The following is a 20,028-nucleotide window of genomic DNA, read 5'->3' as shown; positions in this document are numbered from 1 at the left end:
AGGGATGTCAAGACCTGGTAAGGTTCTTCGCGTTGCTTCGAATTAAACCACATACTCCACTGCTTGTGCGGGTCCCCGTCAATTCCTTTGAGTTTCAGTCTTGCGACCGTACTCCCCAGGCGGAATGCTTAATGTGTTAACTTCGGCACCAAGGGTATCGAAACCCCTAACACCTAGCATTCATCGTTTACGGCGTGGACTACCAGGGTATCTAATCCTGTTTGCTCCCCACGCTTTCGCGCCTCAGCGTCAGTTACAGCCCAGAAAGTCGCCTTCGCCACTGGTGTTCCTCCACATCTCTACGCATTTCACCGCTACACGTGGAATTCCACTTTCCTCTTCTGCACTCAAGCTTTGCAGTTTCCATCGCGACTCGGAGTTGAGCTCCGAGTTTAAACGACAGACTTACAAGGCCGCCTGCGCGCGCTTTACGCCCAATAATTCCGGACAACGCTTGCCCCCTACGTATTACCGCGGCTGCTGGCACGTAGTTAGCCGGGGCTTTCTTCTCAGGTACCGTCACCTATGGAGCAGTTACTCTCCATAGCGTTCTTCCCTGGCAACAGAGCTTTACGATCCGAAAACCTTCATCACTCACGCGGCGTTGCTCCGTCAGACTTTCGTCCATTGCGGAAGATTCCCTACTGCTGCCTCCCGTAGGAGTCTGGGCCGTGTCTCAGTCCCAGTGTGGCCGATCACCCTCTCAGGTCGGCTACGCATCGTCGCCTTGGTGAGCCGTTACCTCACCAACTAGCTAATGCGCCGCGGGTCCATCCATAAGTGACAGATTGCTCCGTCTTTCCCGATTCAGCCATGCGACCAAATCGCGTATCCGGTATTAGCATTCGTTTCCGAATGTTATCCCAGTCTTATGGGCAGGTTACCCACGTGTTACTCACCCGTCCGCCGCTAACCATCAGGAGTGCAAGCACTCCTTCAAGTCCGCTCGACTTGCATGTATTAGGCACGCCGCCAGCGTTCGTCCTGAGCCAGGATCAAACTCTCCATGAATTTGATTGCTCATTACTTAACTAGCTATTTAAAACATTGTTTGGATTTGACGTGATCCATTTGTTCAGTTTTCAAAGAACTTGCTGTCACGTTTTGTCGTGACAAGTTGTTATGTTATCAGCTTCTTCAAAGCTTGTCAACCGTTTGTTTCACATTCTTTTTCTTGTCCTGTGTTTCATTCGGTTATTGACATGTCTCGGAAGCGACAAGAAATAATATACCATGCCCATTCGCAAATTACAACATGTATTTTTTGACAATCGCCGACAACTTTTGAGCATTGAAATGAGAGCTTATAAAACGTCCCGAGGAAACCCATAATGCCCTTCAAACAACTCCGTTGTGAAGCAGCATCTACATCCTCTTCTACTATTATCAGTACCACTCCCCCCATCCCCTTCCAGATTAGCCGGCACAACAATACTCCCAATCGTCTATCATCCATAGCTCCATCTAGACGAGAGATGGGAAGGTGGAATGCTATCAGGTATGAAAAAGAGCCCACCTCTAACGAGGAATTGGCTCTTCTTCTACTTCATTCATAAGATCTTGTTTATCCTTCGCCAAGCAAACGAAGCAGCTCCGCTTCATCGTCAATGATAGTAATGCCAAGGTCACGCGCTTTCGTCAGCTTGCTGCCGGCGCTTTCTCCGGCAATGACGAAGTCGGTTTTTTTCGATACGCTTCCCGACACCTTTGCGCCGCAGGCCTCCAGCTTTTTCGCCGCCTCGTCACGGGATAACGTTGGCAAGGTGCCTGTAAGCACAACTGTCTTGCCTGTGAAAATACTATCCACACGAACCGCAGGTGCTTGCTCTGCTTCCGCTTTAACACCAAGTGCCCGCATTCTTGCAATGCTTCCAGCCATAATAGGATCGGCAAAGAAGGTAACGATGCTCTCTGCCACAATGCCGCCGATATCCGGCAGGCCAACGAGTTCCTCGGCCGTAGCCGAGATAATAGCATCCAGGCTGCCGTAATGATCAGCCAGCATTTTGGTCGTTGCTTTTCCGGTATTCGGAATGCCGAGCGCGAATAAAAACGCGGCAAGGTCACGGTCCTTGGATTTTTCGATCGCTTCCAGCAGTTTATTGGCCTTCTTCTCGCCGAAACGGTCCAGCTTTATTAAATCGTCATACGTCAGCGCATAGAGATCGGCTGGGTCACGGACTTCAGTGTCCGCATAAAGCTGCTCCGCTGTCATAATGCTGAACGCCTCGATATCCATCGCGTCACGCGAAGCGAAATGCGTAATGCGTCCAATCATCTGCGGACGGCAGCCGAGCTTGTTGTTGCAGAACAAATGAGCGCCGCGCTGTTCAAGAACAGTTCCGCATGCCGGGCATTGCTCCGGGAAAATGATCTCCTGGCCCGGTTCGTCATCCGCCTTGCCCAAAATTTCCGGTATGACGTCATTCGAGCGGCGGATCGCAACGAGCGTGCCCAAAGCATGCTTCAAGTTTTTACGCTCAATATCGCCGATATTGTTGAGCGTACAGTTTTGAACCGTCACGCCAGCCAGCTCTACAGCTTCAACCCGTGCAACAGGCGTGATTTTTCCCGTACGGCCCACTTCCCATGAAACGGACTCCAGAACGGTCGTCGTCTCTTCCGCTTCAAATTTGAAAGCAACTGCCCAACGCGGGAATTTATCCGTATAGCCGAGAGCTTCCCGGGTACGCATATCCGTAAGCTTAACGACAGCACCATCGATCAAATAATCCAGATCCAGACGGCGCTCCGCAATTTGCGCAAGCTCCAGCTGCACCTCTTCAATCGTATCGAAGTATGCCGTATACGGATTTACTTTAAACAAGTTGTCGCGCAAAAACTGCTGCATTTCCTGATGATGGGCAAACGATATGCCTTCGGCATAGCCTACATTATAGAAGTAAGCGCTAAGCTTCCGCTCCGCCGTCACTTTAGGATTCAAGTTCCGAAGCGCGCCTGCCGCAGCATTTCGCGCATTTTTGAGCGGCTCTACTGCTGTCTCATTGTAGCGGCTCAGAACAGACAGGTTCATGATCCCCTCGCCCTGAACTTCAATGACACCGCCGGTATACGGGATATTCAGCGGAACCGAACGAATCGTGCGGACCTGAGCGAGAATGCCTTCGCCAACCGTACCGTTCCCGCGGGTCGAAGCCTGCACAAGCGCACCGTTCTCATAGGTTAGATTAAGCGTGAGGCCATCGAACTTCAGCTCAATAGCATAGCTAGGCGCAGGCAGCGGCTCTTCTTCCGGATGCTTGGCATTGTAATCGGCAATCCCTTTCAGTACGCGCTGATTCCATGCGAGCAAATCCTCCGCATCCTGCGCCTTATCGAGACTCCACAGCCGCGCGCGGTGGCGGTGCTGCTCAAACCCTTTGAGCAGTTCCCCGCCTACACGAAGCGTCGGCGACTCCGGCAGCACCGTTCCGCTCTCCGTCTCTAGCCGTACAAGCTCATCGTAAAGCTTGTCGTAATCGACATCGCTAATCGACGGCTGGTCAAGCGTATAGTATTGATAGTTATGCGCGCCAATTTCCGCAGCAAGCTGCCTCATTCGTGCAAGCTGCGCATCTGTAGCAAGCGGAACTGTTCCTTCTACATGAGCATCCACCGATAGCTCCCATCCCTTCGCCGAATCCATTTATCGTTATACTTTTGTAATAGGCGCAAAGCTTGCCAGCAGCCGCTTAACGCCAACCGGTGCCGGAAAAGCAATTTGCAGCTCCATATCATTGCCTGTGCCTTTAACCGAGACAATCGTGCCTTCGCCCCATTTGCCATGGGCGACCTTATCGCCAGCCGCGAATGATTTCGGGCCTCCAGCGTCGGCGCCCGCGCTTCCAGCGGACGTCGACGCTTTAGCCGCAGCATCAAGTGGTGAGCTGATACGCACACCCGCTCCGCTGCCGGTTACTCCAAGCGAGCGACCGCCTGCACCTGGCGAGCCAAATGAAGGCTGCCGTCCAGCTGCCGATGACCCGCTGCCGCTGCCGAAACTGTTCCGGCCGGAACCGGAGCCAAAACCGCCGCCGCCAAAACTGCCACGGCCAATCGTGCCAGCAGGAGATACACCGGTTTTCACATGATCCGGCAGCTCCTGTAAAAATCTTGAAGGCAAATTCTGACTCGTCCGTCCAAACAACGTCCGCATTCTAGCGCAGGTCAAGTAAAGCTGCTTCTCTGCCCTCGTAATCCCAACGTAAGCAAGACGCCGTTCTTCCTCCAGCTCTTCATTATCATTCAATGCTCGGCTATGAGGGAAGACGCTCTCCTCCATACCTATGATAAAGACAACCGGAAATTCCAAACCTTTGGCACTATGCATCGTCATCAGAACAACGGAATCCTTCGCTTGAGCCTTGCCTTCCTCGTCAGCCTTGTCCATCGAATCAATGTCTGCGATGAGTGCAAGATCCGTTAGAAAAGCCACAAGCGTCTTATCATCGTTTCGCTTCTCGAAATCCAGTGTTACCGACAGAAACTCGTCAATGTTCTCCAGTCTGGCCGTCGACTCCAGCGTTTTCTCGCGCTGCAGCTCAAGGCGGTACTGCGACATTTCCAGTATTTTCTCTGTCAGCTCGGTAACCGACAAATAATCGACCATCTGCGTCAGATTATCGATCATATCCCGGAATTCCATAAGCAGCCCTTGCGTCCGTGCATTAATGTCCAGTCCTTGCAAGTTGCCCAGCACACCGAACATCGAGGTGCCGCTGCGAACCGCTTCCTCAGCAATTTTGCCCATTGTCGTATCGCCGATACCCCGTTTCGGAACGTTAATGATGCGCAGCAGGCTGATATCATCGTCCGGATTAGAGATGAGACGCAAATAAGCAAGCAAATCCTTAATCTCTTTACGATCATAGAACTTAATGCCGCCGACGATCTGGTACGGAATATCCGACTTAATCAAAATTTCCTCGATCACCCGGGACTGTGCATTTGTACGATACAAAATCGCGTGGTCTTCGTACTTTTTGCCGCCATTATTCACATTTTTACGAATTTCGCCAGTGACAAAATAACCTTCATCATGCTCCGAATCCGCTTGGTAGAGACTGATCATGTCGCCAGCACCTTGATCCGTCCACAGCTTTTTCTCTTTACGGCCCGTATTCAGCTTAATAACAGCGTTAGCCGCATCCAGAATGTTGGCCGTCGAACGGTAGTTCTGCTCCAGCAGTATCGTCCGCGCTTCAGGATAATCGCCTTCGAAATTCAAAATATTCGTGATGTCTGCGCCACGCCAGCGGTAAATCGACTGGTCGCTGTCGCCCACGACGCAAATATTGTGGTGCTTGTCGGCCAGCATCCGGCAGAGCATATACTGCGCCCGGTTCGTATCCTGATACTCGTCGACGTGAATGTAGCGGAATTTGTTCTGATAGAACTCCAGCACTTCCGGCATTTCCTTAAATAGCTCAATCGTCGTCATAATCAAGTCGTCGAAATCGAGCGAGTTGTTTGCTTTCAGCCGTTTTTGGTACATTTTATATACTTTAGACACAATGTCGGTAAAATAGTCGCCAGTCTTCTGTTCATAACGTTCAGGTGTCAACAACTCGTTTTTCGCGCCGCCGATCGCAGCCTGCACCGACTTAGGTTCAAATTTCTTCGTATCGATGTTCAAATCCTTCATGCAGTTGCGAATAACTGAAAGCTGATCCGCCGAATCGAGAATGGAAAAATTGGATGTAAAGCCGATCCGGCTAATATCTTTGCGCAAAATACGGACGCACATGGAGTGGAAGGTCGACACCCAAATATCCTGCCCCGAAGGGCCGACGAGCGTCGCAACCCGTGACTGCATCTCCCGCGCCGCTTTATTGGTAAATGTAATTGCAAGGATGCTCCAAGGAGCGACCCGCTTCTTCTCGATTAAATATGCGATGCGGTGCGTCAGCACTCGGGTCTTGCCGCTTCCCGCCCCAGCCATAATCAATAGGGGACCGTCGGTCGCCTGCACGGCATCCCTTTGCGGGGGATTAAGCTTCTGCACCGCCTGCTCGATACTGATCGGATTATACATGAAATAACTCCTTTGTTCGCATTTGTTCGCCTAACTTCCAGTGTAGACAACACCCTGCAAAGTGTCAATTTGAAAAGCTGTAAAAAATAATGGGAGCTTCCCTCTCAGAGGCAAAAAAGAAAGCTATTCCAGCGGCGGTCGGCCCGCCTCTCAGAATAGCCTCTTCTCTGTCTGCAGCTTTGTAAAAACTATGCCCGGCTATGAACCGCCGCTACCGTAGACAATGCTGCCGCCAAATCTTCATAGATGACATTACCCACGACTACTGTATGTGCAAACTCTGCGGCTTGCCCAGCCTTGTCGGCATTGTCGATGCCCCCGCCGTAAAAGATGCGGGCGCCGCCGCGCGCCGTCTCCCGGACTGTCCGAAGCAGCGACATATTGCCGAATGTACCGCTGTATTCGATATAGACGACAGGCAGCCGCATCAGCCTGTCGGCCATCATTACATGAGCGGCCACTTCATCCTCGTCCAGATCTGTGCGAGCCCCGGTAATACGAGCCGCCGCTGCATCTTCGTTCAGAATAATATAGCCTTGAGCAGCAGTCTCCTCCCAAGGAACAAAAGAGCCGTAATCCTGCAGCCCCTTCGTCTGGGCGCCATTAATCCATTCCGCCCGGTCCGTATTCAATACAATCGGTACAAAATAACCGTCGAAGCCTGGTACAGCCCCGTCCATCGTCGATACCTCAAGCGCACAGTCGACTTCGAACCGGCGAATGCGGGCCATCAGATCGACTGTATTTTCAAATGTTACGCCAGTAGACCCGCCTACAATAATAGCGTCCGTGCCCGACATGCAGACGGCTTCGAGCGCCTCATCAGATATATCCTTCTCGGGATCGAGCTTGAACACATGCCGCCAGCTCCCGTACCATGTTTCCGTTCCGTTCATTGCCGCTTACCTCGCTTATCCCGTCATTAGTTCTATGCTATGACAGGCTCGTGCCGGCTGTCAAACGATTACCGTTCAACTTGCTTTTTATCCAGCAGCTCCTCCGCGCTCCGAATCTTTTCCAGATCATAACGGCTAGGCTTGGCAATCCGCTTCAAGTAAGCTAGACCTTTGGCGGCATCACCGTTATCCTCCATCGTTACACCATTCATAGCCATGGACGCAAGCGCACGCAGCGCGTAATCCGAGCCTTCTTCCGCCTCATAGGAATGAATCGCGCTCTCGTAATCGCCTTTCATAACGAAGCGGTCGCCCTCCAGTATGCCTTCCGAAGCCAAGCTGAAAAACGGCTGAACCCCATCTAGGAGCGTATTATAGCCGCTTGAGCTGCTGAGCAGCTTTCCGCCCGAATCATAAGCCTGCACTGACCATATAAAATCTCCGCCGGGATAGACTGCACCTAAAATGCCGCTATTGCCGATAGCTGCTTTATCGTCCTTTTCCCCTCCGGATTTGCTGTATCCGTGCGGCTGCTGCCGGAGAACTTCTACCGAATAGACAGCATTAGTCTCTTTCCATCGGCCTTCTAAGGGAGTACCCATGGAGCCGATTATTTTTCCTTTCCCGTCCCGCATAAAGTCTGTAATGGACAGCTCATAATAGCTCGCTCCCGGATAAGCCTCCCAAGCAAAGTCCAACTTATCACCCTTAATCACTTCTTTATTAATAGGAGACACAACCTTCACCTGAGGTGCAAAGGTAAGATCGTAGGCTTCAGTTGTCCCTTTCTTCAACGAGACGTAGCGTATCTGTGGATCACCCAAATAACTGCCATTTACCTGTTCTGGCGTAACGCCTACGCCCACCTCATAATCCCCCTGAATGCCTTCTGCGTCATAAAAGCGATAAACTCCCTCATTGTCCGTTAAAGCAACCGGATAATGGCCAAAAGGGGGCGAGTGCCACCCGTTGTTGTCTTTCGGATGCAGAACGACGTAGACATCTTTGGCAGGCTTATCTCCAATTGTCACCTTGCCCGTTAACAAAGGCTGTTGAGCAGGATCATCATGCCGGCTTTCCAGTATTTTTAGAAAATCATCTGTTTCTTTGACAAGGTACGGCTCGTTTTCCCTGTTGCTCATCTCTTTGAGTTCCTTAAACAGTGCCTCTGCCTTGTCCCATTCCATGCCCCACATATAAAGCTTCGCCAATGACGATTTGGTCCGGTAAATATAAGGCGATGCTCCATAGCTGCGAATAAGCTTCTCCATCTGCTGAATCGCATAATCTCTTTGATCGGCAGTCGTGTTCGTCCTTCCAGAAGAATAATTGCTGCCAGCCGGATAAATAAAGATCCGATAATCACCTTGCTGGATATCAAACGCATCACCTGCCGAAAAATAGAGTGCCATCTCCGCCCGCGAATCGTTCGGAAACAGCTTCAGCAGCGCATCGTATTTCTTGTTGTCATACAGAATCGACGGAAGCGACCAATAGCCTATAATACCAGCTGCAATGAGCAATACCGCCAGCCCAAGCAGCGTCTTCACCTTCACTTTAATCATCCGAATCTCTCCACCCTTCCAGCAATTCGGATTCCAAATAAAGGCCGCCCCCCATGGCTATAAGCGAATCCTTTTTCGCCTCCCGTTGCGCGAGTACGGATGGCTGTCCTTCAGCCCAGTCCAAATGCAGCCAGCCAGCTATGGGAATGGCTGCGATCAGCAAAATCACCGCCGCCGCAACTGACCATGGAATACGCAGTTCAAGCTCCCACCAAGGCACATGCTGCGCACGTTTCAGCACCCGCTCCATCTGTGCCTCACTGAACCGGACATCAACCAACTCGTCATCCAGCGCTTTACGAATTTGATCGTCCTTCAAGCAGCGGCTCATCCCGCCATCCCCCTTTCTCCAAGCCAGCCTTCAGCAGCTTGCGGCCGCGCTGCAGCTTGCTCTTTATCGTTCCTTCCGGTTCATGGAGCGTAGCAGCAATATCTGCAATCGTCATGTCTTGATAATAATGCAGTACAATTACCTCCCGATAACGGAAAGGAAGTCCCATTATTGCACTTTGTATCGTCGCCGACACCGCCCAGCCTTCCGAGCCGGGGCCGGATGAAGCGCCTGCTTCCTCCTCCAGCCGTTCCCGAAACAACAGCCGTTTCCAAGAGGCGCGTCTCATCCGTTCCCGGCAGCGATTGACCGTCATCGTGATTAACCAGGCTCGTAGGCTGCGATCAGTCTTCAGCTGATTTATTTTCCGGTAGGCGTCTACAAAGACGTCCTGGCTCACATCCTCCGCCAAATGACGATCTCTCAGCAGCAGCGCAGCAGTTCGAAGCACATCATCGCCATATCGCTCCATCAGTTGACGCAGCGCGGATCCATCTCCGCCCCTCAACCTGCCCAGCATCTCTTGCTCCGCGCCCATCCCCTCACCTCTCTATTACTTATTGATGCGCTGACCTCCCTTTAAGGTTGCATTTTCCAGAAAAATAAAAAAGAGCCGAAACCGCCATCGGCGTTTCCGGCTCTCTGTTGTGCTGTTATTTGACCAGTTGACCGCGCGTAACGCCGAGCTGATTGGTCGCTTTCAGTGTTTTCCATACTTTCGTTCCGGTAATCCGGCCGTCCAGCGCATCCCGGTAAAGGGCGAGCACCTCACGGACTTTATCCGGCGTCTCTTCCAAAAACTCAACACGATAGGAAGGTACGCCAAGCTCCATAAAGTTGCGGATATATTCCGCGCCAGATTGCTCGATCGCATTATAAACCGTATTGCGGCAGCCTTCGTCAACCCGAACAGGGTGAGACATGCCGATCCGGTCCTGCAGCGACGCCCGGTGATCCTCGCACGGACGACCGCAGTTCGTAAAGTCCGTGCCCTCGCTCATGAACGTGCAATATACGCAGTGCTCCGTATGGAACATCGGCAAATGCTGCTGAATCACGATCTCCAGCGAAGAAGTATCCGAATGCGTCAGCATATCGACCATCTGTTGAATATTCAAGTCGTAGGACGGCGTAATCATGTCGAGTCCTGCTTCCTTGAACAGGCGAATCGCCATATGATTGGCCACGTTCAGCGAGAAATCGCCGATCAGCCGCGGAAACGGCTTGTCGGGATTTTCGGCCCGGGCGCGCAGGTAATAGTACAAAGCTCCCGTGTTGCGGATAAGCACCGCATCCGGCTGAAGCTTCAGGATGTTGGCGTGATAGCCGTTCTCCCCTGGCATATGAATGCGCGGCGTAGCTAGCGCAATCGGCTTGCCGGCTTTTCTGGCAGCTTCAATGGCAGCAGGGAACTGCTTAATAAATTCGAAATCAGCATAGATCATTTCGACATCTGTCTGTACCGCAGCTATCACCTGCTCCACATTGCGGCATAGTGCCGTTAATGCCGGTGCAGTTGCCGGCGCATTCTTCAGTCCCTCATCAGAAGCCGGAGCGTCGTCAAGCGGATCGATCATCGTCTTCACGTAGATCGGCGGCTTCGGACGTTCACCTGTCAGCTGCTCTACCGCTTCGCGGCGCATCCGGTTCAGTTCGCGCACCGGCACAATCAGATCGCCTTCCAGCGCGATCTCCAACTGATCCAACTGGTAGAGCGTTCCGCCTAAGCGGCCCAATTGATCCTCCAGCAAAGCCGCGTCCATCGGGCGCTTGTTCGCTTGCTCCAGCAGAAGCTCAGAGACTACCTCTACCGTATTGCCCTTTTGCACGTCCGTCCACCATGTTCGAAGCGGCTGGCCCACTACGCCTTCTACTTTCACATGAAGCGGGAATACGCGATAAGGCTTCTCCGTCTCATAGGTTGCACGCAGACGTTTATCAAGCGCAGGGTCATTCGTCTTCCATACGCGGTCGCCGACATGAACCTTCCGCAGATCAACATCGTTCCGGCCAGGAACCAGCTCCAACAGCGTCCCTTCCTGTGCTTCGCCTTCGATCTTCACACCTTGTCGGCGCAAGTCATATACGCGCCCGCCCTCTTCCTTCTTCGTCGGATCGCCGGCATCGAACACGATGCCATCGCCGCGCTTCAGCGGCGCGTCCAAACGAACCGTCACCGCGTCGCGAAGAATACGTTCAACACGGCCGATGTAGACGCCGCGGCTTTTCGGGAACGTACCCTCCACGAGCATTTTATTGTTCGTGCCGTCAAGGAAGCCATGCGTAAAGCCGCGCGAGAAGCTTTGCTGCAGTTCGCGTACTTCTTCCTTAGAAGGCGCAGTGCGGTCACCGTCGAAGTAACGGTCAATCGCCTTGCGGTATTTGCTAACTACGTTCGCCACGTACTCCGGACTTTTCAGCCGGCCTTCGATTTTGAACGAAACGACTCCCGCTTCAATCAGCTCAGGCACAAGATCAATCGCTGCCAGATCCTTCGGCGACAGCAGATACGCCACATCGCCCATTGGCTTATGCTCGCCATCCACCATCAGATCATATGGCAAGCGGCAGGCTTGCGCACATTCGCCGCGGTTCGCTGAACGTCCGCCCCACATTTCTGACGTGAGACATTGACCCGAATACGATACACATAATGCTCCATGAACGAATACTTCCATTGGCAGCTTCGCTTGCTCGCCGATTTTTTTAATTTGCTTCAGGTTGTTCTCACGGCCCAATACGACCCGCTCCAGTCCAAACGGCTTCGTAAATTCGACCGCCTCCGGTGAAGTAATCGTCATCTGAGTCGAACCGTGAATCGGGAAGTCCGGCGACAGCTCGCGAATGAGCTTCACTAACCCCAAGTCCTGTACAATTACCGCATCAACACCTGCATTGATACACATCTCGATCAACAGCTTGGCATCCCGCAGCTCATCTTCAAAGACAAGAATGTTGAACGTCAAAAAACCTTGTACGCCATAGCTGTGAAGAAACGCCATAATTTCCGGCAGCTCCTCGCTGCGGAAGTTGTTGGCCCGAGCACGCGCATTAAACTTCTCTACGCCAAAAAAAACTGCATCCGCTCCGTTGGCAACCGCGGCGCGCATACAATCCCAGTCGCCGGCGGGAGCCAGCAGCTCGATATCTCCCCGTTGTATATTCATATTCATTCGAATTTCATTCCTCCAATAGTAAAACTACTAATGCTAGTGTAACAAACCGCCGCCGCATATGCCACCACCCAATACTGGCAGCATTTGAATCGGAGGCAGAAAAAAGCCGGCTCCATCAAGGAACCGGCTGGGAAAGACTTCAAATTGTTCTATAAAAATTTGATAGACTGAATGACAGCTTCTAAACGGTCAAGCGCTGCTGTCGTCGCATTCGCATCCGAAATAGAGTATACGAGGAGCAGTACATTGCCGTTATGCTCAACGAAATAAACGTAGTCGGTCGACGGGAGATTACTGGAGTCTAAATATTTAACAACCAGCTTCTCGGCAGGTTTGCCGCCAATTGTCGTGGAGGAAGAGCTGGCAATCGTATTCCGCTTGTCTCCTCTTAGATCCTTGATGATACTGCTCGAAACATTAAGCACCGTGTCATCTTCATAGACGTAGCCGGCAAAGCTGCCGAATTTATCGACATAGAAAAATTCATCGCTTTCGAAATTGGTCTCTACACCCGTCCAGAAAGCCGGAAGCTCAACGGAATATTTATACGCATTGCTTTTTTTCGTTATTTTTTTGGAACGGACAGCCGTATCGTATTCATCCTCGATCAGACCAAATTCCTTCTCGACGAATGCTGTATCCAACTTGACAGTTGCCATCGTTTTTTGGAACAGCTCTTCGCCTTTTGCCCCCAGCTTCACATCATAGTTGAAATCCAGTGCGTAGCGGTAGTTGCCTGCAACGAAGAGTACTTCATTTGATTTGTACCATGTTTTTTGGTCATACGTAAATTCAGAGGAAAGCACCAGCGCCTTGCCGCCTTGCAGCGTAATTTCCGAGGTCTGCACATTGCGCAGATAGCTAGGAAGAAAATCCTCCTTCAATACGTCTTGTCTGCGCTGCAGCCAGCTCTCTGCCGTATCCCCTGAGGTCAGCGATGTGATTTCCAATTGGAACAGGCTATCCTTGCTGAAAAATACTGGATTCGTCGAATCGGAATCGCGGTACCAGCCCGAAGGCAGCTTCACTTTCAAGCCATAATCCTTATCATGGAACTCAATAAGGCCGTTAACAACCTTCGTAATATCCTTCAATTGCTTATCAGACTTGTCAAAGGATGGGGAGAAGCTGTTCAGCAAAGTCTGGTAAGGATCCAATACCGATCTTTCCTTGCCGGAGATGCCGATCATAACCAAGTACAAATCTTCGCCCTTTGCAATACCGCGGTACTCGAACAGCAGCTCCCTCTCCTTCGTTCGGGTTACAAACTTCTCAACGCTGTAGCCGCCAACTGTAGTCGTCCGTTTATCAAGCACGACCTCATCAGATCCAAACCACTTCTGGATTTCCTGACGAACTTCTTCGCTTGCCAGTTCTCCAATGTTCTTAATCGTCGCAACGACGACACTGCTGCTGCTTTTCGCATCCGCCCAGAAGACGAGCGATCCGTCGTCGCTTTGATTCGCAAGCGCCAGACCTGGCGGGTAGTTCATCGACCAGCCTAGATAGCTGTCGCCGACTTTCGTCTTGCCGTAGTCGGTGTTGATGCTGCTGCCTCCGCCCGCGCTATTTGCACGGCTGCCCTTAATGACAGTTTCTTTCGTTGCCGAATCTTTACCGATGGTTGCGCCAAACGCTTCTACAATAACGCGTACCGGCACCATCGTCGTGTTTTTAACGATGACAGGTGCAACCGTTACTGTCTTGGAAACGTTGTTTACCTTCACGGTTTTGCTGCCAATCGTAACGACGACCTTCTTATCGTTGTATGTAAGCGTAATGATCTTGTTGTCTTGCAGTTGAAGCGTTGCGCCAAATGCTTTCGTAATGACACTGAGCGGAACCATCGTTGTTCCGTTCGCTTCGTAAGGGGCTTGCACCTTCAGGTTCTCACCATTGATGTTAACGGTAGAGCTGCCGATTTTAAATCGAACCTCCACCGCCGCTGATTCATTTGCTGCAAATACGGCTCCAGGCAGCAGGCCAACTACAACTAGCACAGCCAGCAGCATAAGGAACGAACGTTTCATTTTAACCGCCATATCTTTTTCATTTCTCCTCTTCTATGAACTATTTTTATTATGCTATTTCGCATCCGAAGCGGCTAGCGTAATCTGGCGCGTAACGAGATCGCCGTCGATCATTAGCATGATGCTTACCTGTTGTCCCGGCAAATAGGACTTCAGCAGCTCATTAAGCTCCACGATCGAAGAAATTTGCTTGCCGGCTACGGAGTAAAGCACATCCCCGACTTTAATTCCAAGCTTGCGCGCCGAATCGGACTTGACGGATGTGACGGTCAGCGGCTCCGACGTCGGCAGGCCTACGATTGCCTCCCAGCTTTCCTCCAGCTCGAAGCCAAGCGACGCCCGCTTCACATAACCGTACTTGAAAAAGTGATCGGTCACATATTTCACCGTATCAGCCGGAACGGAGAAGCCCAGGCTGTCGACACCCTCGTCTACGAACTTCAGCGTATTGATGCCGATAATCTCGCCCTTCATATTGACGAGCGGTCCTCCGCTGTTGCCCGGATTAATAGCCGCATCCGTCTGCAAGAGCCGGTAAGCCGAGGAAATCGAACGGTTCATGCCGCTGAGGACACCTGTTGTCGCCGAGTTTCTTAGTGTAAAAGAAACCGGAGTGCCAATCGCAATAACGGACTCCCCCACCCGCAGCTTCAAAGGCAGCGGCGCGAATTTGGCGACCGGCAGCTTTGTTGCATTGATTTTGACCAGCGCCAGATCGCTGGTCTCATCCATATTCGACCGTTTGCCGCTATATTTCTTGCCGTCCGCGGTTACGACCGTAATGGTCTTCAAATCCTTCACAACGTGGGCATTGGTCAAAATCCAGCCGTCGGATTTCAGAATAACACCTGTACCGTGCTGCAGAGCGTACCGCTTATCGCCTCCGCCGTCATAATTGCCAATAATAGCGACCACCGAAGGTGATACCTTCTCAACAACGGCCGGAATATCCGCAGGCGTATACGTGTACGTCTTGGTTGATTCATTGTAGCTCCCGGCTCCGCCAAGCTGGCTGGTCAGTGATGACGCCTTGACATAAACTTCACCGTTAACTTTTGTGGCGCTTAGCTGAAAAGCCCCTCCTGAGCTGGCCGACCCGGCTGCAAATGCAGTGCCTGCCAGCAGCAGTGCTCCGGCCGTCCCCAAGACAACCGCACGAAGCATATTTCTTCGCACTCTCTCACTCTCCCGATTGCAAAATTCATAGATTCCAAAATATAACAACTAATAATATATAGTATCACGCACTCCCATATATTACAATCTGAAACTTGAAGTTTTGCCGCGCCACGATGCGCTTTCTCCGATTTGTTTACTTCTTATGCGATATTGGCTTTTCTGCTTAAAAATTAGGTGTATCGGTTAGCAGGATGCTATACTGATTATGGCTAATATATTAATTGACCCACTATATTGAGGAGGTACGAATAAAGATGAAATTGGGAGTATTCGCAGTATTGTTTGCTCAAAAGCCTTTCGAGGAGGCGCTCGACTATATCGCAGCCAAAGGACTGGAAGCGGTTGAAATTGGTACGGGCGGCTACCCTGGCAACGCACACTGTGATCCGGACGTTTTGCTCGCGGATGCAGGAAAGTTGAAAGCGTTTAAACAAGCAGTAGATTCACGCGGTCTCATTATCAGCGCACTCAGCTGCCACGCGAACCCTTTGCACCCGCAAAAAGCGCTGGCTTCTGCAGATGACGCAGTTATCCGTAAAACAATCGAGCTTGCCAATCGTCTTGAAGTACCGGTTGTCAACACATTCTCGGGCTGCCCTGGCGACCACGAGGATGCGAAATATCCAAACTGGCCGGTAGCACCATGGCCTAATGATTATCAAGAAATTCTCGCTTGGCAATGGGAACAAAAAGTTATTCCATATTGGTCTGAAATCGGCGGTATCGCCGAAGGCAGCGGCGTGAAGATCGGCCTTGAGCTGCACGGCGGCTTCTCCGTCCACAGCCCGGGCACACTGCTCCGCCTCCGCGAAGCGGCAGGCAAAGCGATCGGCGCGAACCTTGACCCTAGCCACATGTGGTGGCAAGGCATCGATCCGGTACAAGCGGTTCAAATTCTTGGCCGCGAAGGTGCTATCCATCACTTCCATGCGAAGGATACGACTATCGACCCGATCAACGTTAACCGCCACGGCGTAACGGACATGCAGTCCTACGCGCTTATGCTTGACCGTGCTTGGCAGTTCCGTACTGTCGGCTTCGGACATGATCTCAAAACTTGGGCAGACATTATCAGCGCGCTCCGTCTTGTGGGCTACGACTATGTTGTCAGCATCGAGCACGAAGACGGCCTGATGTCGGTAGACGAAGGCTTCACAAAAGCCGTTGCAAACCTGCAGCAAGTATTGATCAAAGAGCCGCTGGGTGAAATGTGGTGGGTATAAGCTAGACGAAAAAGCCCGGAAAGCGATGCGATATCGCTCTCCGGGCTTTTTTTTGCACATCTATTCAAATTAGCGAACGACTTCTTCACCGTTCAGAATGAGACGGTAGCTGATATCCGCCTTCAGCGATTCGGATACGGCGCAATACTTTTCCTTGCCCATCTCAATCGCTTTCCAAATGCGGTAATCCGGCAGATCGCCATTTACTTTAAAGACAAGCTCGATATGGGTAAAGCTCTTCGGCATTTCTTCCTTGCGCGTACCGTTGGCTTCGATTTCAATGGACTGAATCGAGCCCAGGAACGCGTCCAGAATCATCGTGACGTCAATGCCGATACAGCCCGCCAAGCCCGCAAGCAGCAGCTCCATCGGCGTAGCACCTTTGCCGTCGCCGCCGTAGGCTGCTGTAGCGTCCATCCCTACCGGATAACCGGAAGGACCCGTCGATTCAAAGGCTCGTTTGCCCTGCCATATAGTCGTTACATTCATCTGTATCCCGCTTTCTCTCGTGAGGTTAGTGTTGTACAGCGATTAAGCGATCCGTATTATTGCTGATTGATTTTGTTGAGAAAACGCTGTGCCCGCTCCGTCTGCGGCTGACGGAAAAAGGAATCCGGTTCGCCTTCTTCCACAATAACGCCGCCGTCCATGAACAGGACACGGTTCGCGACGTTGCGGGCAAAGCTCATCTCATGGGTGACGACCAGCATCGTCATCCCTTCTTTGGCGAGCATCCGCATCACATCCAGCACCTCGCCTACCAGCTCAGGGTCGAGCGCAGAGGTAGGCTCGTCAAACAGCAGAATGTCCGGCTCCATTGCCAGCGCTCTGGCGATCGCAACACGCTGCTGCTGGCCGCCGGACAGCTTGGACGGATAAGCGTCCCGCTTGTCCGCCAGTCCGACGCGCTCCAGCATTTTCATGCCAAGCTGCTCAGCTTGCGTGCGCGGCATTTTTTTAACGATGAGCAAGGATTCAATGACGTTGCCCAACGCCGTCTTATGCGGATAAAGATTGAATTGCTGGAACACCATTCCGGTGTGCTTGCGGATTTGCAGCAGATTGGCCTTGAAAGCCCGATTTTTCATGCCGGCTTCCAGCCGTACACCGTTTATTTCAACAGCACCCTTTGTCAACGTCTCCAAGCCGTTCAGACAGCGAAGCAGCGTACTTTTGCCGGAGCCGCTTGGCCCAAGCAATACGACAATTTCACCCTGACGGACCTCGAGATCAATGCTTTTGAGCACCTCATTGTCATGATAAGCCTTTGACAGCTTTTTTGTTTGAATCATCGTCATCGTTTGTTGTCACCTCAGTATGCTTTGGACAAACGTTTTTCCACCGCCTCCAGAATAGCCGAGAACACCGTGCTCATAATCCAGTACATAATCGCAATGCCGATGTAGAAAGGCATGTTGACGTAGTATCTGGCAATGAGCAGCTGTGCGGAACGGAGAAGCTCCGGAACGGCTATGAAAGAAACCAATGACGTCTCCTTCAGCATGCCGATAAACGTATTGCCCATTGGCGGTATCGCCACACGCGCTGCTTGCGGAAGGACGATTCTGCGCATGGCCTGCCAGGAGGTCATCCCCGTAGCTAGCGCAGCTTCGGTTTGTCCCTTCGGAATGGAGAGAATCGCACCCCGCATTGCTTCCGACAAATAAGCTCCGATGTTAATGCTCAAGGCAATGCAAGCTGCCGTCAGTGGGCCTAGCGTAATGCCATAATCGACAAGTCCGTAATAGACAATTACGATTTGCACAAGCGCCGGTGTACCGCGGATGACGGAGACGTATACGCGCGCCGCCCAGCGCACGGGACGATTGCCCTTCAACCGGGCCAAGGCTACCGTGACCCCGATAAATAGACCGAAGACCATCGAAATGACGGCGATATACAGCGTATAGTAGGCCCCTTTGAACAATAACTCCCAATTCTCAAAGACAAGCTCCATAACAGGCCGAATCCCTTCTCGCTTAACGCTTAAGCTCTATTATTGCGCGGCTGGCTTTTCGCCGAACCATTTTTCAAAAATCGTATCGTAGGTGCCGTCAGCCTTCAAATCCTTCAACGCTTTATCCAGCGCATCGCGGAATTCCGGGTTGTCCTTGCGTACCGCAATACCGGCGCTGTCCGCTTTGATCGCTTCGCCTACTGCTTTGATTTTAAAGCCGTTTTTATCAACGATTGGCTTCAACGCATGAATGTTGTTGATTGTTGCGTCAATACGGCCAGCATTCAAGTCTTGGAGTGATGTAATGACGTCATCATAAGTTTTGATCGTGAATTTGCCGACTTGCGGGATCGCAACGTCACGCAGATATGTCTCATCATTGGTGCCAAGGCCTACGCCGATGTTTTTACCTTTAAAATCTTCCAGCTTCGTAATCGTCGTATTTTTCTCCGGCACAATAATTTTCACTTCGTTCGTGATATATGGCTCTGTGAAATCAATTACTTTTTTGCGTTCGTCTGTGATCGTAACCTGGCTAATGATCGCATCGAACTTTTTCGCTTGCAGACTGCTGATCAGTCCGGAGAAATCTTGAGCGGTAAATTCCACTTTTACGCCAAGGCGTTTCGCTATTTCTTTTGCAATATCTGCATCAAAGCCATCAATCTCGTTCTTTTCATTCGTGAAGTTATACGGCGCGTAAGTGCCCATCAGACCAACCTTGAGTACACCCGACTCCTTCACTTGATCCAGCAAATTCGATGTCTGTGCGGAAGGTGTAGGACTAGGCGCATTGTTGTTGGAGCCTTTATTCGTGTTATTCGAGCCGCATGCACCAAGCACCAGTGCCAAAACCAGAATCGCTGCTGCGATGGGGAAAAATCGTTTTTTGTTAGATGTCATGTTGTTTCTCTCCTTATCAGTGTCTCTCTAATAATGTGTCCGTGTTTCATTGCATCTATTTTCTTAAATGCCCAGCAGTCCGAAAAATTCAAATCGGGCCGTTTCCGCTGCTAACTTCTCAAGCGGATAAGAGGAGAGCGGATTGGTGTCTGTTCCTTGCTTTTGAAAAAGCCATCTGGAGATGATGCCTTCAATCAAGCTCATGAGCAAGGCTGCTCTCAGCTTGGCATCGATCGTCTCCGGCAGCATGCCGAGCTCAATGGCCCGTTCGATGTTACGGAGAAACGCCTGCTCCATCGCTGCGCTAGTGCCGGCAATTTCTTGGCGCACCGTTTCGCTGAATGCAGTGCCGTCGAGCAGCATTCCCATCAAATAACGGTTATCCCTCGCGAACTGGAATAGCCGGGTAAGCAGCGCCTCTGACGCGAGCACCATATCCTGCACGGTACCCGTACCTTTGCGGTAGCCCTGACCAATGACTTCAAGCAATTGCTCCCGCCCTTGCTGGACAATCTCGACAGCTATCGCTTCCTTGCTGCTGAAGTACCAATAGAAGGTTCCTTGCGCAACGCCAAGATCAGCGACGATATCGGATATTTTAGTGGAATGGTAGCCGCTTGTTGCAAAACGCACTAAGGCAGCGTCCATCATTTGCTTTTTCCGTTCCGTACTTTGGCTTTTGGGTGGAATTACGATCGCCTCCCTTATTCTCAACAAACCGATTAACTTGATTG

15 protein-coding genes and 1 rRNA gene are annotated in these 20,028 nt (G+C 51.5%); 1 reads left to right on the top strand and 15 read right to left on the bottom strand.

Annotated features, from left to right (window positions below; genetic code table 11):
• From ACFVVF_RS19250 to ACFVVF_RS19205, 10 genes are all read right to left on the bottom strand, one after another.
• Positions 1-1,011: ribosomal RNA gene (locus ACFVVF_RS19250) — 16S ribosomal RNA — on the bottom strand; the annotation flags it as partial.
• Between the two features lie 553 nt (positions 1,012-1,564).
• Positions 1,565-3,559 (bottom strand): NAD-dependent DNA ligase LigA, encoded by a 1,995-nt coding sequence (gene ligA / locus ACFVVF_RS19245; protein ID WP_387813180.1) that lies wholly within the window; start codon positions 3,557-3,559, stop codon positions 1,565-1,567.
• A 93-nt stretch (positions 3,560-3,652) separates the two neighbouring features.
• Positions 3,653-6,034, bottom strand: a complete 2,382-nt coding sequence (gene pcrA, locus ACFVVF_RS19240; RefSeq protein ID WP_387813090.1) for a DNA helicase PcrA — start codon at positions 6,032-6,034, stop codon at positions 3,653-3,655.
• A gap of 188 nt (positions 6,035-6,222) precedes the next feature.
• Positions 6,223-6,930, bottom strand: a complete 708-nt coding sequence (gene pcrB, locus ACFVVF_RS19235) for a heptaprenylglyceryl phosphate synthase (protein ID WP_387813088.1) — start codon at positions 6,928-6,930, stop codon at positions 6,223-6,225.
• Between the two features lie 68 nt (positions 6,931-6,998).
• Positions 6,999-8,495, bottom strand: a complete 1,497-nt coding sequence (locus tag ACFVVF_RS19230; protein ID WP_387813085.1) for a tetratricopeptide repeat protein — start codon at positions 8,493-8,495, stop codon at positions 6,999-7,001.
• On the bottom strand, positions 8,488-8,826 hold the full coding sequence (locus ACFVVF_RS19225) for a hypothetical protein (RefSeq protein ID WP_387813083.1): 339 nt from the start codon (positions 8,824-8,826) through the stop codon (positions 8,488-8,490). The genes ACFVVF_RS19230 and ACFVVF_RS19225 overlap by 8 nt, the downstream gene beginning before the upstream one ends.
• Positions 8,792-9,364, bottom strand: coding sequence for an RNA polymerase sigma factor (locus tag ACFVVF_RS19220; RefSeq protein ID WP_387813080.1), 573 nt, complete (start codon positions 9,362-9,364; stop codon positions 8,792-8,794). The genes ACFVVF_RS19225 and ACFVVF_RS19220 overlap by 35 nt, the downstream gene beginning before the upstream one ends.
• 115 nt (positions 9,365-9,479) lie before the next feature.
• Positions 9,480-11,999 carry a U32 family peptidase gene (locus ACFVVF_RS19215; RefSeq protein ID WP_387813077.1) on the bottom strand — a complete coding sequence of 840 codons (2,520 nt, stop codon included), beginning with the start codon at positions 11,997-11,999 and terminating at the stop codon, positions 9,480-9,482.
• 152 nt (positions 12,000-12,151) lie between these two features.
• A complete protein-coding gene (locus tag ACFVVF_RS19210; RefSeq protein ID WP_387813074.1) occupies positions 12,152-14,044 on the bottom strand; it encodes a copper amine oxidase N-terminal domain-containing protein in 1,893 nt (630 codons plus the stop codon).
• Between the two features lie 42 nt (positions 14,045-14,086).
• Positions 14,087-15,208, bottom strand: coding sequence for a S1C family serine protease (locus ACFVVF_RS19205; protein WP_387813071.1), 1,122 nt, complete (start codon positions 15,206-15,208; stop codon positions 14,087-14,089).
• Between the two features lie 257 nt (positions 15,209-15,465).
• On the opposite strand from ACFVVF_RS19205, the gene ACFVVF_RS19200 reads away from it, so the two are divergent.
• Positions 15,466-16,434, top strand: a complete 969-nt coding sequence (locus tag ACFVVF_RS19200) for a sugar phosphate isomerase/epimerase family protein (protein ID WP_387813068.1) — start codon at positions 15,466-15,468, stop codon at positions 16,432-16,434.
• A 69-nt stretch (positions 16,435-16,503) separates the two neighbouring features.
• Here ACFVVF_RS19200 and ACFVVF_RS19195 read toward each other — a convergent pair whose 3' ends face one another.
• The 5 genes from ACFVVF_RS19195 to ACFVVF_RS19175 all read right to left on the bottom strand — a co-directional run bounded on the left by ACFVVF_RS19195 (position 16,504) and on the right by ACFVVF_RS19175 (position 19,945).
• On the bottom strand, positions 16,504-16,923 hold the full coding sequence (locus ACFVVF_RS19195) for an OsmC family protein (protein ID WP_188892251.1): 420 nt from the start codon (positions 16,921-16,923) through the stop codon (positions 16,504-16,506).
• Between the two features lie 56 nt (positions 16,924-16,979).
• Positions 16,980-17,726, bottom strand: a complete 747-nt coding sequence (locus tag ACFVVF_RS19190) for an amino acid ABC transporter ATP-binding protein (RefSeq protein ID WP_387813178.1) — start codon at positions 17,724-17,726, stop codon at positions 16,980-16,982.
• A gap of 20 nt (positions 17,727-17,746) precedes the next feature.
• A complete protein-coding gene (locus tag ACFVVF_RS19185; protein WP_387813066.1) occupies positions 17,747-18,391 on the bottom strand; it encodes an amino acid ABC transporter permease in 645 nt (214 codons plus the stop codon).
• A gap of 39 nt (positions 18,392-18,430) precedes the next feature.
• Positions 18,431-19,294, bottom strand: a complete 864-nt coding sequence (locus tag ACFVVF_RS19180; protein WP_387813064.1) for a substrate-binding periplasmic protein — start codon at positions 19,292-19,294, stop codon at positions 18,431-18,433.
• A 63-nt stretch (positions 19,295-19,357) separates the two neighbouring features.
• Positions 19,358-19,945: a TetR/AcrR family transcriptional regulator gene (locus tag ACFVVF_RS19175; protein ID WP_387813175.1), complete on the bottom strand. Its 588-nt coding sequence runs from the start codon at positions 19,943-19,945 to the stop codon at positions 19,358-19,360.
• Positions 19,946-20,028: the final 83 nt, after the last annotated feature.

The sequence above is a fragment of the Paenibacillus sp. NPDC058174 genome, assembly GCF_042883865.1.
Taxonomy (GTDB): Bacteria; Bacillota; Bacilli; order Paenibacillales; family Paenibacillaceae; genus Pristimantibacillus.
The sequence above is the reverse complement of the archived record's forward strand: the minus strand, read 5'-3'. Positions and strand labels throughout refer to the sequence as shown.